This is a genomic window from Streptomyces sp. NBC_01520, from assembly GCF_045040375.1.
Lineage (GTDB): Bacteria > Actinomycetota > Actinomycetes > Streptomycetales > Streptomycetaceae > Streptomyces.
Genome location: NZ_CP109404.1, coordinates 5,100,275 through 5,114,928, shown reverse-complemented (window position 1 = coordinate 5,114,928; position 14,654 = coordinate 5,100,275). Strand labels below are relative to the sequence as shown.

General features: G+C 72.1%; 9 protein-coding genes. 2 read left to right on the top strand and 7 right to left on the bottom strand.

Translation table 11 applies throughout. The features are described from left to right. Positions 1-4: 4 nt before the first annotated feature. Positions 5-712 carry a Flp pilus assembly protein CpaB gene (gene cpaB, locus OG524_RS23410; RefSeq protein WP_405388884.1) on the bottom strand — a complete coding sequence of 236 codons (708 nt, stop codon included), beginning with the start codon at positions 710-712 and terminating at the stop codon, positions 5-7. Between the two features lie 81 nt (positions 713-793). Continuing rightward, positions 794-1,642 (bottom strand): hypothetical protein, encoded by an 849-nt coding sequence (locus OG524_RS23405; RefSeq protein WP_405393118.1) that lies wholly within the window; start codon positions 1,640-1,642, stop codon positions 794-796. Positions 1,643-2,205: 563 nt separating this feature from the next. On the opposite strand from OG524_RS23405, the gene OG524_RS23400 reads away from it, so the two are divergent. Next, positions 2,206-3,936, top strand: coding sequence for a chitinase (locus OG524_RS23400; protein ID WP_405388885.1), 1,731 nt, complete (start codon positions 2,206-2,208; stop codon positions 3,934-3,936). 195 nt (positions 3,937-4,131) lie between these two features. Further along, positions 4,132-6,090, top strand: a complete 1,959-nt coding sequence (locus tag OG524_RS23395; RefSeq protein WP_405811618.1) for a caspase domain-containing protein — start codon at positions 4,132-4,134, stop codon at positions 6,088-6,090. 7 nt (positions 6,091-6,097) lie between these two features. On the opposite strand, the gene OG524_RS23390 is transcribed toward OG524_RS23395, so the two are convergent. The 5 genes from OG524_RS23390 to OG524_RS23370 all read right to left on the bottom strand — a co-directional run bounded on the left by OG524_RS23390 (position 6,098) and on the right by OG524_RS23370 (position 14,643). Beyond that, entirely contained in the window at positions 6,098-10,183 is a 4,086-nt protein-coding gene (locus OG524_RS23390; RefSeq protein ID WP_405811617.1) for a CHAT domain-containing protein, read from the bottom strand. Between the two features lie 16 nt (positions 10,184-10,199). Continuing rightward, positions 10,200-10,868: an RES domain-containing protein gene (locus tag OG524_RS23385; RefSeq protein WP_405388888.1), complete on the bottom strand. Its 669-nt coding sequence runs from the start codon at positions 10,866-10,868 to the stop codon at positions 10,200-10,202. Positions 10,869-10,870: 2 nt separating this feature from the next. After that, positions 10,871-11,554, bottom strand: coding sequence for a hypothetical protein (locus OG524_RS23380; protein WP_405811616.1), 684 nt, complete (start codon positions 11,552-11,554; stop codon positions 10,871-10,873). Between the two features lie 191 nt (positions 11,555-11,745). Then, positions 11,746-13,077 (bottom strand): Nramp family divalent metal transporter, encoded by a 1,332-nt coding sequence (locus OG524_RS23375; protein WP_405388890.1) that lies wholly within the window; start codon positions 13,075-13,077, stop codon positions 11,746-11,748. A 90-nt stretch (positions 13,078-13,167) separates the two neighbouring features. Beyond that, positions 13,168-14,643, bottom strand: coding sequence for a GntP family permease (locus OG524_RS23370; RefSeq protein WP_405388891.1), 1,476 nt, complete (start codon positions 14,641-14,643; stop codon positions 13,168-13,170). Positions 14,644-14,654: the final 11 nt, after the last annotated feature.

Genomic DNA, 14,654 nt, shown 5'->3' with positions numbered 1-14,654 from the left:
CTCCTCACTTGTCCTTGTCGAGCGTGTAGGTCCGGTCACCCGGACGGATCGTGCCGTCGCTGCCGGGGGCGACGAGCGCGAGGCGTACGTGCTCCGCGAAGGACTCGGCGTAGGCGATGCGCTGGGTGTCGAGCGTGTTGAGCGCGAAGGTGATCGGGACGGCCTCGGTGCCCAGGTTGGATTTGGCGTCGCGGCCCGGCTCCAGCGCGGTGAGCTTGCCGACGTCCAGCACCTTGGCGTTGGAGACGATGACCTTCGACTGGGAGGGGTCGCCGTCGCGCTCACCGGCGAAGGTGGCGTAGATGTTGACCGTCGCACCTGAGGTGATCTTGCCCGCGACGCCCGTCGCGGCGTCGATCATGATGGCGATCTCCTGCTCCCCGGGCCGCAGCGCGGGGCGCTTCTCCATCATGTCGGACTGCAGCAGCGAGCCCTTGCGCAGTTCCGTGACCGCGATCTTGCCGTTGACCTCGGACACGTCGGTCACGGCGTTGGACGAGAGCCAGCGTTTGGGCATCTTGACCTTTTCGAACTGTCCACCGGACAGCGCGGTGTAGGGCGCCACGTCTGACTTGACCTGGTACGCCGTGACCTCCGGCCCGACCTTCGAGTTGACGTCACTGATCACCGAGAGCACACCGGCGAAGGCACCGAAGGCACACAGGACCGACAGAAGCAGGAGTATCACGCCGCGGCGCTGGCGGGAGTTCATTGGCCGGACAACCTCGTTCGATTCGGATGCGTGGGGCAGCGGACAGAGAGAGATGCGCGGGGTCCGTGGGGGGACGTGTGGCTACCGGGTGCCCGGTGGTGCGGGCGTTCCCTGGTTCAGGACACCTGCGAGGTGCGTTCGGTTCTCGGCGAAGTGGAGCGGTGAGGAGCAGAAGCCGCAGCGGTCCCCGATGAGCTCCATTCCGCACCAGTGGCAGCTCTCCCGCCTTACGGAGGACACCAGTTGGTAGATAACCGAGATGTCCGGAAGGTAGGAGACGAATTCCACCATCTTTCCGGTTCCCCACCAGCGCGGGGATCCGGAAGGCAGGGGGCATTCCTTAATGGCCTGGACCTTCCACGCGGGGGCCAGGGTTTGCCGCACCCAGTCGGAGGTCAACTGTCCCTTCGCGACCAGCAGATGCGTTTCGAACTCCGGCCCCGGCAGGTCGGTGGCGGGCCCGGCCTTGACGAGCTGCGGGTCGGGCCCCGCGAGTACGGCGAACTGCGAGCCGGGCACCCAGGACTTGGCGTGCGTCTTGAGGCTGACGGGTACCCGGTCGAGCCTGGCCACCGAGTTCAGCAGGGCGCCCGCGTGGATGTAGTGGGCGAGCAGCCGGGCGGCCGACGCCACCACTCCGGGGCTGAAGTCGCAGATGGACAACTGGCGCAGCTGCCTGACCAGCACGGCCACGCCCAGCGGCGGCAGATCCACCTTGAGGAGGGCGATGCGGTCGCTCTCCAGCACCGATCGGACGGCGTGCAGCCGCCGCTCGTGGGCAGGGCTGATCCCCGTCGGATAGACCGCGATCACATAGCCGTGCTGCTCCAGGAGGAGGTGCATGTCGCCGATCGCGAGGTCCAGGGTCTGGGCTTCGGGAGCCTGCAACAAGGCAGCGGTCGGTGTCTGCTGATCGGTCGGCGGTAGCACAAGATCAGCGCTGGTCACTGCTATTGCGGTCGGCACGCTCTTCCCCGTTCGGCTCCGGCCGTCGTCGTCGTGACTCCGGCCGCAATCGCTCCTGCCCCGTGCTGCTTTCCCCGCACTTTAGCCACTTCTTAGCAGGTAGAGAACAGATAGTGGGGAGCAGTACAGCAACAGTTGACACACACGTTCGCATCATCCTCTGCGAAAGGGGACGCATACAAGACTGTTCAACTTCTGTACCACTCCTCAGGGTCACCGGCCACGCCGAGGTTTAGACCCGGGAAAATTCGTTTGCGCACGTCAGAAGGTATCTCGGCCGCCTTCCGTGCGGCTTGCGGAAATCCACTCCGTAACGGTCCGAACCGCCTCGGCCGTCTCACCCGCGCGAGTGCATCCGAACATCCCGAAGCGGCTTCGCCACCTCCGGTCGACCCCCTGACCGGTCAATCCGCGCGCATCCGTTCCGCCAGAGGTCTTGACAACTTGATTGGTCTGGACCAGTTTATCGGCCAACGGTGGCCACCGTTCCCCGCCAGCACCCCCAACTCCCCCACCGGAGGCAGCAAGTGGAACGCTCCGCAGCCAGCAGACACAGAAGACGTCGTCCCCGGTTCCTCCTCGGCGGAGCCGTCGCCGTGCTCGCCGCCGGGGCCCTGACCGCCACCGGACTCGTCAGCAACGCGTCGGCGGCCGATGTCAACGTCGCCAAGAACGCCGGTTTCGAGTCCGGCCTCGCCAACTGGACCTGTTCCGGCGGCAGCGGTGCCAACGTCTCCTCCCCCGTACACGGCGGCACCTCCGCGCTCAAGGCCACCCCGGCCGGCCAGGACAACGCCAGGTGCACGCAGACCGTGGCCGTGAAGCCCGGCTCCACCTACTCGCTCAGCTCCTGGGTGCAGGGCGGTTACGCCTACCTCGGAGCGAGCGGCACGGGCACGACGGACGTCTCCACCTGGACGCCCGGCTCGGGCAGCTGGACGCAGCTGAAGACCAGCTTCACCACGGGCCCCTCCACCACCTCCGTGACCGTCTACACCCACGGCTGGTACGGCCAGGCGCCCTACTTCGCGGACGACGTCCAGGTGACCGGCCCCGACGGCGGCGGCGGCACGGACCCCGAACCGACGGTCCCCGCCACCCCCGCCGGTCTGACCGTCGGCACGACGACGTCCTCCTCCGTAGCCCTGTCCTGGAACGCGGTCTCCGGCGCCACCGGTTACACCGTCTACCGGGGCGACACGAAGGCGACCACCTCCACCGGCACCTCCGCCACGGTCACCGGGCTGGCTGCGGACACCGCGTACCAGTTCTCCGTGAGCGCCACCAACGCGGCCGGTGAGTCGGTCAAGTCGGCTGCGGTCAGCGGCCGTACGGCCAAGGCCGACGACCCCGGCCCCGGCCCGGTGACCTCCGTGCCCAAGCACGCGGTGACCGGTTACTGGCAGAACTTCAACAACGGCGCGGCCGTCCAGAAGCTCAGCGACGTACCCGCGAACTACGACATCATCGCCGTCTCCTTCGCGGACGCCACGGCCACGCCCGGTGCCGTCACCTTCAACCTGGACTCGGCGGGTTTGAACGGCTACACCGTGGCCCAGTTCAAGGCCGACATCAAGGCCAAGCAGAGCGCGGGGAAGAACGTCATCATCTCCATCGGCGGTGAGAAGGGGACGGTCGCGGTCAACAGCGACGCCTCCGCCACCGCGTTCGCCGACTCGGTGTACGCGCTCATCCAGGAGTACGGCTTCAACGGGGTGGACATCGACCTCGAGAACGGCCTCAACTCCACGTACATGACGAAGGCGCTGCGCTCCCTGTCGTCGAAGGCCGGCTCCGGCCTCGTCATCACGATGGCGCCGCAGACCATCGACATGCAGTCGACGTCGGGCGAGTACTTCAAGACGGCGCTCAACATCAAGGACATCCTGACCGTCGTCAACATGCAGTACTACAACAGCGGCTCGATGCTGGGCTGCGACGGCAAGGTCTACTCGCAGGGCTCGGTGGACTTCCTCACCGCGCTCGCCTGCATCCAGCTGGAGGGCGGCCTCGCCCCGTCCCAGGTCGGACTCGGTGTCCCCGCCTCCACCCGCGGCGCGGGCAGCGGCTACGTCGCCCCGTCCGTCGTGAACGCGGCGCTGGACTGCCTGGCCAAGGGCACCAACTGCGGCTCGTTCAAGCCCTCCAGGACCTACCCGGACCTGCGCGGTGCGATGACCTGGTCGACGAACTGGGACGCCACGGCCGGCAACGCCTGGTCGAACGCGGTCGGACCGCACGTCCACGGGCTGCCGTAACCGTAGCCCCGGCCCGAAGCCCCGCAGCGCCGCCGCTCCCCCGGCGGCGCTGCGGGCGTCCGCGCACCGTGGAACGTCTCGCGGAACGGATCGCGGCAGGCACAGGGGGCGGGCGCCCCGACAACGCCCGGAACAGGCCCTGCCGGCGCCCGGACCAGCGCCCGCGGAGGGACGACGGGCTGGAAGAATCCCGGCATGACATCGATCCGTGCACTGCTGGTGGGGATCAACGACTACCTGCCCGGCGTGGCTCCCCCGCTGAGCGGCTGCGTCAACGACATCGGTGACGTAGGCGCCCTGCTGGCGGGGTACACCGCCGGGGGGACCCCGCCCGCCGTCCAGGTGCTGCTGGACCGGGCGGCGACCGCCGCGGCGGTCGAGGACGGCATCCGGCACCGGCTGGGCGCGGCGGGTCCCGGTGACACCGCCCTGCTCTGGTTCTCCGGGCACGGCACCGAGACGCGGGCGCACGGCGCCGATCTGCTGATCGAGGCGACGGGCCGCAATCAGGCCCTGCTCTGCGCGGACGGTCCGCTGCCCGACAAGCGGCTGCGGGTCCTGCTGGACGAGGTGGCGGCCCGTGGTGCGCGGGTGGTGGCCGTCCTCGACTGCTGCTTCTCCGGTGGGGCGACACGCGATCCGGTGTTCACGGAGAGGTTCGCGCCCACGCCCGACGACCGGCCGCCGCCACCCGCCTCGCCCCGTGACGCCGCACCGGTGGAGGCCGCCGGGACCCCGGCCACCGGGAGCGTCCTGCTGCTGGCCGCGTGCCGGCTGGACCAGCGGGCGTACGAGACGCACTTCGAGGGCCGCCGGCAGGGGGTGTTCACCCGGGCGGTGCTCGACGCGGTGCGGGCGGCAGGGCCGGGCATCACCTACCGGGAGGTGCTCGCCGCCGCCGAGGCCCTGGTGCGGTGTTCGGGGGCCCGTCAGCAGCCGGTCCTCTTCCCCGCCGCGCCAGGCGGTACGGCCGACTCGCCCTTCCTGTCGGGCGACACCGGCCGGCTCCCGGCCGGTGAACATCTGCTGCGTCATGGGGCGGAGGGCTGGGAGGTGGACTGCGGGGCGGGCCACGGGCTGCCCGAGGGCGACCGGCCCCTGAGCTTCCCGGCCACGGAGTTCACCGTGGTGGGCGAGGAGGAGGCCGACCGGAACGTCGCTGTCCGTACGGTGCTGCCGGACCGCTCGCTCGTCGAACCCCTGGACTGGGCTCCCGCACCGGCCCGGGTCTACCCCGTGGCACTCGGCGCGCTGAGCCTGACCGCAGCCACGTTCGCCCTCCTGCCCGCCGGTTCGGAGTCCGGACTTGTGGAGGCCATCGCCCAGGCGCTCGCCACGGCCGGGCCGAACGGCGGCCCCTCCCCGCTCCTGCGGCGGGTGTCCGACGCCCGGCAGGCCGGTGATCTGCACTTCCGTGTGGAGGTGCGCGGCGGCGCGGCCCACGTCCTGCGCCGTGACGGCAGCCCGTTCGTCGCCCCGCTGCGGCTGGCGGTGCCCCAGGACGCGCGGCGGATCGCCGACTGCCTGACCCATCTGACGCGCTGGCACCGGCTGCGGGACCTGCCACCGCGCCCGTCGCCGCTCGACGGGCTGGTGCGGGTCGAGATCGCCCCGTGGGGCGCCTGGGACGGGACGCCGCTCACTCCGGACGGAAGCGGCGAGATCGTGTGCGCCTACGGCCCGGGTACGGACGGCCCTCGCCCGCCGCTCCTCTCCGTGCGGCTGCACAACCGTTCGGCGGACCGGTCGCTGTGGTGCGTACTGCTGGACCTGACCGACGGTTACGCGAGCAACTCGGCGCTGTTCCCGGGGCACTTCATCGCCCCCGGCCGCACCGGGCACGCGCTGGACGGGCAGCCCGTGCCGTTCTCCCTGCCCCGGGACCGCCCGCCGGTGCCGGGTGCGCAGGCGAGGGACTGGCTGAAGCTCGTCGTCGCCGAACGCGAGCTCAGCACCGTGCCGTTCCACCTCCCGGAGTGGCACCCGGCCCCGTCCGGGGCGCGGGCGGGCTCCGCGCCCGACGACGGTGTCCTGCGCTTCTCGCCCCCTGTGCAGTGGACGTCCACCAGGGATCTCGGCAGGCCCGCCGAACGGGCGTACGGCCGGTGGACGACGCGTACGATCCCGCTGCGCACCGTCGTACCGAAGGCCTGACCGGCCGCTACCTGCCCAGGTGGAGGAATCCCGCCCACGCGCTCAGGTCGGCCGGATCCACCCGTGCGGCCAGCGCTGCCTGGCCGGGGGGAAATCCCTCGGGCAGGTCCTGGCCCCGTCCCAGCATCCACAGCTGCGCCCGCCGCAACGCCCCTGCGGGGGACTCCTGTTCGTGGCGCAGGTAGTGGTGCGCCAGGAGCATCAGCACGGACGTCGCCCCGTCCGGCACCGGCCACAGCGAGCCGAACACGGAGCGGGCACCCGCCACCAGGAACGCCGTGGCCAGGGTGAACGCCTCGTTGTGCCCGTGCCCCGACACATGGCTGCGGCAGGCGGCCAGGACCACGAGGGCCGGGCCGCTGTGCTCCGCCTCGCCCAGGGCCTCGGACAGCTGCTCCGCGTACAGTCCGCCGCCGTGCAGGGCCAGCCCTGCCGTGTGCCGGGTCCGCTCCGCGACCGAGGCGTGGCAGGCCAGGTGCAGCACGCCGTCGGCGCTGCCGCTCCCCCGGAGCCAGGCCAGCACCTCGGCCGGCGTGCCGGCGCCGTCCGCCGCACCGCTCGCCCGCCGCCCCAGGAACCGCCCGTGCGGGTAGTACGTCCGCTGCACGACGTCCGCCTCCTCCCCCGCGTACCGCAGGTCGCCCGTGGGGTCACCGACGACGAGGGCACCGGCGGTCCGCGGGGCGGCGGGCCGGGCGGCGACCTCGCAGAGCAGCCGTGCGGAGGCGGTGTACGAGAAGTCGACGTCCTGCAGCGCGTACCGGCGGCCCCGGGCACCCTCCCGGTAGGCGGCGTGCCAGGGGACGAGCCCGAGGCGGCCCATCGGTACGAGGACGAGCCGGGGGACGCGGCGCGAGCGGCCGGACGGGGCGAACTCCTCCAGCAGCGGGCTCACGGCCGCGGTCCACGCCCAGCCGCACAACCGGTCCAGCGCGGCGCGCAGGCCGGGTCCGGCCGCCGGGGCCCCGGTCTGCGGGGCCGGGCCCAGGTCCCGGCCGGCGCCGGGGGCCGGGTCGTAGTCCTTCAGCGGGCCCGCCTGCTCGCTGAGGGCCGGGAGCGGCAGGGCGCGCACCTCGCCCGTGGCGGTGACGACGACGGCCGCGCCGCCGCCCTCCTCGGACCGCGGCACGAGGTAGACCAGCGCGTCCCGGCCGAGGGCGCGCAGCGCTCCGGCGACGGTGGCGGTGTCCGGTGGGTCGAGGAGCTGGTCCTGGGGTGTGTCCGTCCGCGCGCGTAGCGCGGTGAGTACGCGGCGGCGCAGCGCACTGGGGACGCCGCCTTCTCCGCCGCCCCCGCTGAACAGTCCGGCCGGTTCCGGGTCGGCGCGGGCGGCCCGCCATTCGTCGGCGAGGGCTCCGAGCCCGGCGCGGGCCAGCCGCTGCGGAACGGTGCCGGAGGTGACGGCTGCGTGCAGGGTGAGCCCGCGGCAGGCCTCCAGTGCCTGGACGGCGGAGGCGGGATCGCCGTCCCGCAGTGCCCAGGCGGCGACTTCGAGCGCCTCCTCGGTCGCCTGGCCCACGGCGAGCGCCGCATGTTCCGTACCCGACTGGAGGAGTGCGGACCACGCGTATCCGCGCAGTCCGTCCAGGCCGAGGAGCAGGGACGTCCGCAGCTCGTCGGCGGCCTTCCGGGGCCGGCGGACAGCCCGCTCGCGGTAGGCGCGGGCGAGGGCCTGCGCGGCCGCCGCGTACAGGTGGTGTTCGGGGCCCCCGCAGGCTCGTACGGTCTGTTCCAGCAGGGGGATCGCCTGCGTCAGGTGCTCCTCGCGCGGGCCGGGGGCGGTGAGTGCGCACGCCAGGGCCCAGTGGCCGGCGCCCAGCATCCCGGTGTACCTGAGGTGGTCCTCGCCGCCGGGTCCGCACAGCTCGGCGGCCTCCTCGATCAGTTCCATGGCGTCGGCCACCGCGGCGGTGTCCTCGGCCAGGCAGGCGGCTCCGATCCGGGCCGTGCCGTTGCTGCCCAGGACCCAGGCCCGGTGTCCGGGGTCGAACGGCAGGGCGGCGCGGCGCAGTTCGGCGGCGGTCGGGGCGCCGGACAGCACGAGCGGCGGTATCCCGAGACGCCGGGCCAGCCCCTCCCGCCCCATGTGCATCGTGGCCAGTCCCGTCCACACCTCGGCCCTCGCCGGGTCGTCCGGTCCCAGCTCCGTGTGGATGGCCGCCACCCGGTACACGCACCGGTCCAGCACCGCGAGGTCCTGGCGCTGAGTGGCGGCCCGCGCCTCCATGTACAGCTGTTGTGCCTCGACCATCAGGAGCATGTAGGCGGGTACGGACGCGTCGTCGCGCAGCCTGTCGTGAATGACGCGCATGGCGTCGAGCTCGTCGGATCCGCCCTCCGTCTGCGCGCGGTACATCCGGGCGGCCAGGGCGGCCAGGTCCAGGCCGTAGCCGTGGGCGTTGCCCTCGTTCGCGTCGTCGGACACGGACAGGTCCAGGTGGGCCATCACCCGGTCCATGCCGGGTCCCCTGCCGCGGACCTCGTAGCGCAGAAGCGCCCAGCCCACCAGCGCGTTCGCGCGCCGCTGCCAGGCCGGATCGTCCTGATCCGTCCGCAGCATCGCCTCCATCAGGGCGTCCCGCTGCTCGTCGGTGCCGGTGTCCGACCCGGGGTCGACGACCAGCGCCGCGGCCAGCAGGTCCGCCGCGTACTCCGCGCGCGCCCGGCTGCCCTCCTCCATCCTGGTCCACCGCGCGTACAACAGACCGAAGTCGACGTCCCGGCGGCTCCTCGCGGTGGCGCCGGAGATGGTGCCGGGCAGGTCGGGGTCCGCGCCTCCCGCGTCCGGGTGGAACCGGCCGTTCTCGATGTTCTCCACCAGGGCGGTCCACATCGCGCCGGCGGCCTCGGTGTCCACCGGCGGGAGGGAGGAGTCGTCCGGCTCCAGCAGCCCCCGCTCCTCCAGGACGGTCCTGGCCCATCCCTGCATCAGCAGCGCCCCGTCGGCCAGTTCGGCCGTCCCGGGCTTCTCCGCCAGGGCCAGTCCGGCGAGCCGGCCGACCTCCCTGGCCCGCTCGGGGTCCTGGTCCGCGTAGTAGCGGCTCTGCTGGTACGCGGCCATCAGCACCAGCGAGTTGACGACCGGGCCGTCACGCTCCGGTTCCCACAGGCGCACGGCCCGGCGCAGCATGGCGATGGCCCGGTCCTGGCCCGCACCGTCGGAGCGGCGGCCCGACCATTCGAAGACGACGCGGGCGAACGCGTTCAGGAAGACGGGGTCGAGCAGGTCCTCCGCACCGGGCGCGGCCAGCAGCCGGTCGACGGCCCGCGCGGCGGCCTCGCCACGGGTGTGGTCCATCCAGGTCGACCAGACGGCGGCGTGGACGTAGGCCAGCCGGATCTCCGCGTCCCTCGACCAGGGCTGTTCCCCGTGACCGGATGCCCTGGTCTCGGCGAGGGCGCCCTCGAAGGCCTCACCGGCCTCCTCCCACAGTGCGCGGTCCCCGGATCCGTGGGCCTGCACGAGCAGCGCGAGGCCCATCGAGTGCCGGGTGTAGGGGAGATCGCCGGCGGGCAGGGCCATGTCCAGGACCGCCCGGTAGTGGGTGGCGGCCAGCCGCGCCGACTCGGCGTCGCCGGTCAGCAGGCTGCGCTGGAAGTGCAGATAGCCCTGGGCCTCGTGGAGTCCGGACAGGGTGCCCGGATCACCGTCCGGGTGGGCGGCCAGGTCCGTCGCCAGGGCCGCCGCCCCGGTGTGCAGCCGCAGGGCCTCGTCCAGCAGCGGCAGCCGGTCGGCCGCGCTGCCGCCCTCGCTCGCCAGGTAGGAGAGCTTCGCGAGATCGGCCGACAGCACGTGGGCGACCATGCGGGTGTCGTCCATCTCACCGTCGTCGTCGGCCGCCGCCAGCCCTCGCAGGCCCTCCTCCAGCAGGTGGCGCGCGTGGCGCAGCAGCCGGTCGGAGGGCGCCGCGTCGTACTGGACGCAGCGCAGGTGCGCGAACATGACGTGCCGTACGGCCCATTCGCCGCCCGTGCCCGGGTCGGCGAACATCTCCTCGAACCCGTCCACGGCCAGCTGGAGTTCCTGGTGCTCGCCGGTCTCGCAGAAGTTGCGGTAGGCGGTCTCGGCGGCCGTCGTGGTGTCCTCGTGCATGCGGCGCCTCCTGTGCTCAGCGGGGTCCGTCGGGTGGGGACAGCTGGACGCGGTAGGGCTGCAGCACCCCGTCGAGCCATTCCGCGCCGTCGGGCGTGCCGAGGTCCAGGGTGCTGTCGGCCGCCGGTCCGAGCACGTCGGGCGGGCACCGGTCGCCGAAGAGGACGACGGTGCGGTCGCCCGGCTCGCGTTTCGAGGACCAGACCATTCCCTGGGCCCATGGATCGGTGTGCCGGCGTATCCAGTGCGCCCAGTCGCGGGTGTAGGCGTATTCCTGCGCCTCCGTGTGGACCAGCCAGGTGTCCTGGTGGACGGCGGCGAGGTCCTGGGCCGTCATCAGGGAGACGAGGGTGACGTCGGACCTCAGCCGCAGGGTGGAGAGTGACCGGCCCTCGACCGCGATGCGCGGGAGGAGCCGTGGGCCGCCCGACGGGTCGAAGGGAAGCCCGCGCAGCAGTGTCTCGCAGACGGCTGCCGCCGCACCCAGGCCCGCGTAGAGGTAGTCGTACCCGTCGCACGGGGTGGCGTCGAACCGGCCGCCCCCGTACAGGCAGTGTGCCGGGTGCGGGTTGAAGGCCACGGGTGCGCGGTGGGTGGCGTGCACCCGGTACAGCGGGGTGCCGGCCGGGAGTTCGGCCTTGGTGGGTGCCCCCTGCATGCCGGTGGGCGGGCGGTAGTTCGGCACGGCTACTCCTGCTCCGTCAGTAATCCGGCGGTGTCGGGCAGCCGGGCCTCGTCCGGGGTCCCGACGAGCGTCGCGGGGCTGACGCCGAGCCAGGCGTTCCGGGAGAGCCACCAGTCCGCGGCGCCCCACGGGTCACGGTCGGCGGCCAGCACCGCGTTGACGGCCGTCACGACGGGCCGGGGCCGGGCGGCCGCGGTGAACTGGAAGTCCGGCAGCTGTACGGCGCCACCCCTCCCGGCCAGCCGGATCAGCCCGGCCGTGTCCGGGTCGGTGCCCGCCCGCCGCAGGGTGCCGGGGTCCAGGGCCGGGGCGGCCAGCAGCCGCCTGCGTACGGGGCCGAGCAGCGGGCCGACCATGCGGTGTCCGTCCAGCAGCAGCACCGCCAGGTCCTCGGTGCTGAAGCCCTGGTGGGTGGCGTGCTGCGCACCGGCTCCCGGGGGTGGCGCCGTCAGGGTGAAGCGGCCCTGCGGGTCGTCGCCGAACTCGTCGGGCAGGCCGCGCGCGAGCAGTTCCGCGGCGGCGTACGCGGCCCCGTGGCGGCGGTGCTCCTCGGGCCGTTCGCCCCGGGGTCCGTCGCGGACCTCGCCGAGCAGTACGGCCAGCCGCTCCAGCGACCCGGGGCCGAGCCGGCCGGCGATCATCCCCCAGCGGCCGGCCGCCGCGGCGAGTACTGCGTACGGATCCACTGGCGCCCCCTGTTCACGGATACGGCTTCCGGCGGGTGCGGGGGGTACGCCGTGCCGCCAACCATGTCACCGGCACTCCCCGTGCCACAAGCCGTTCGTCCTCTCCCATTGGACACGTCGCACGGGTCGCGGTCAGGTCGGATCCGGGCCGGTTACCGGCGGGGCGTCCCGCGCCCCGCCGGCGGCCTTCGTCACCAGGGCAGTTCACGCACCTGCTGGACGCACAGCACGACGAACAGCAGCCCGGCGGCGGCCAGCATGCCGTTGCTGAGCCAGCCGTTGCGCCATTCCCTGGGGGTGCGGGAGGAGTTGAGCAGCCAGAGCAGGGTCACGGCGAGGAACGGCATGAAGAACGCGCCGAGCACCCCGTATCCGATGACCAGGCCGAAGGGCTCGTCCAGCCAGAGCAGGGTCATCGGCGGGAAGGTCAGCCAGAGCAGATAGGCGCGGAAGGGAACGGACCTCTGCTGCCGGCCGACCTCCGCACCCCCGGCCTTCCCGGTGTCCTCGCCGCGGCGGCCCGCCCGGGTCCGCTCGACGAAGTCGGCGAACATCAGGCTCACGCCGTGCCACACGCCGATGAGCGACGAGAACGAGGTGGCGAAGAAGCCGACCAGGAACAGCTTCGCGGTGCCCGCCCCGAAGCGGTCCTCCAGGACCTGGCCGAGATCGATCAGTCCCCGGTCGCCCTTCGTCAGGGCGATCTGCGAGGAGTGCAGCAGTTCGGCGCCGACGATCAGCATGGCGACGACGAAGACACCCGTGGTGATGTAGGCGGCCCGGTTGTCGAGGCGCATCACCTTCATCCAGGAGGAGTCGCTCCACCCCTTGGCGTTGACCCAGTACCCGTACGCCGCCATGGTGATGGTTCCGCCGACCCCGCCGATCAGGCCGAGCGTGTAGATCAGTGAGCCGTCCGGGAGCACCGGCAGGAGTCCCGCGAAGGAGGCGCCGACGTCCGGCACGACGCGGATCGCGACGTAGACCACGACGACGAACATCACGCCGATCAGGACCGTCATGACCTTCTCGAAGACGGCGTACTGGTTGAACCAGACGAAGACGAGGCCGACGAGACCGGTGATGATCGCCCAGGTCTTCAGCCCCGGGCCGTCGGGGAAGAGCGCCACGATGGGCAGGGCGCTGGAGGACATGGCCGTCGCGCCGTACACGAAGCCCCAGATGACGACGTAGACCGCGAAGTAGCCGGTGGTCCATCCGCCGATGCTGCGCCAGCCGTCGAAGAGGGTGCGGCCCGTGGCGAGGTGCCAGCGGCCGACCGCCTCGGCGAGGGAGATCTTGACGAGGCAGCCGATGACGGCGGCCCACATGAGGGTGTAGCCGAACTTGCTTCCCGCGATGAGTGTCGCGACCAGGTCCCCGGCACCGACGCCGGTCGCGGCGACGACGATGCCGGGTCCGATGTACCTCCAACTGGACTTGCGCGGCCCGGAGCCCGTCTCCCCGGTTCCTGTCCGTCCTGTCCCGGACCCTGACTCTGTGGTTCCGCTTGTCTCCACCATGCCGATCAACGAAGCGCAAAGCGGGCCGTCGGACAAGGGGGCGCGCACGCCCGGCTCCCGGCCGCACCGGCGGGATGCGGACGAAAGAGGCTAGATCACCAGGCTGAGTGCCGCCGCGACGACGAACCCGGCCACCGAGAGGACCGTTTCGAGGACCGTCCAGGACTTCAGGGTGTCGCGCTCCGAGATGCCGAAGTACTTCGAGACCATCCAGAAGCCGCCGTCGTTGACGTGCGAGGCGAAGATCGACCCCGCCGAGATCGCCATGATGATCAGCGCGAGGTGGGGCTGCGACATGCCCTGGCCCTCGACCAGTGGGACGACGATGCCGGCGGTGGTGACGATCGCGACGGTCGCCGAGCCCTGCGCGACGCGCAGCACCACGGAGATCAGCCAGGCGAGCAGGACGACCGGCAGGCCGATGTCGTTGAACGTGCCGGCGAGCGCGTCCGCGATGCCGCTGCCCTTGAGCACGGCTCCGAAGATCCCGCCCGCGCCGACGACCAGCAGGATGTTGCCGACCGGCTTCAGCGAGGACGTGGAGACGGATTCGAGGGACTTGCGGGACCAGCCGCGCCGGATGCCCAGCAGGTAGTACGCCAGGAGCAGGGCGATGGTCAGGGCGACGAACGGGTTGCCGAAGAACTCGATGACGGAGCGCGGGGTGGAGGGGTCCAGCGCGATGGAGGAGAACGTAGCGGCGAGGATCAGCGCCAGCGGCGTACCGATGATCGCGAGTACGGTGCCGAGCGCGACGGGCTTCTCGCGCGGGGTGACTCCGCTCGCGCGCTGTTCGGCGGCGACGGCTTCCTTGGCCTCCTCGGCGGCCTCGACCATGTCCTGCGGGACCTCGACGAAGAGGCGCTTGCCGATCCAGGCGGCGTAGGCCCATGCGGCGAGGACGGACGGGATGCCGACGACGGCGCCCATCAGGATGACCCAGCCGAGCGAGACGTCGAAGAGGCCCGCGGCGGCGACCGGTCCGGGGTGCGGCGGCAGGAACGCGTGGGTCATCGAGAGGCCCGCGAGCAGTGGCATCGCGTACAGCAGGATCGATTTTCCGGAGCGCTTGGCGGCGGCGTAGACGATCGGCGCGAGGACGAAGATGCCGACGTCGAAGAAGACCGGGATACCGAAGATCAGGCCGGTGAGGCCCATGGCGAGCGGGGCGCGCTTCTCACCGAAGAGGTTCAGGAGGCGGGTGCTCAGCACCTCGGCGCCGCCGGAGACCTCCAGGATCGCACCGAGCATGGTGCCGAGGCCGATGATGATCGCGACATGGCCGAGGATGCCGCCCATGCCGGATTCGATGACGGACACCGCGGCGGACTTCTGGACCGTGCCGAAGAGTTCGGTGACGGAGAGACCGGCACCCAGGCCGACGGCTATGGAGACGGCGAGCAGCGCGACGAACGGCTGCAGCCTGATCCTGATGATCAGGAGGAGGAGCAGCGCGATACCGAGGGCGGCGACGGTCAGCAGACCCGCGGTGCCGTCGATCAGGAGGAGCAGTCCACCGGTGTGCGGTGGTGTCTCGGCCGGCGCCGGTGGGGCAGCGAGCAGCATGTTCGGTCAAC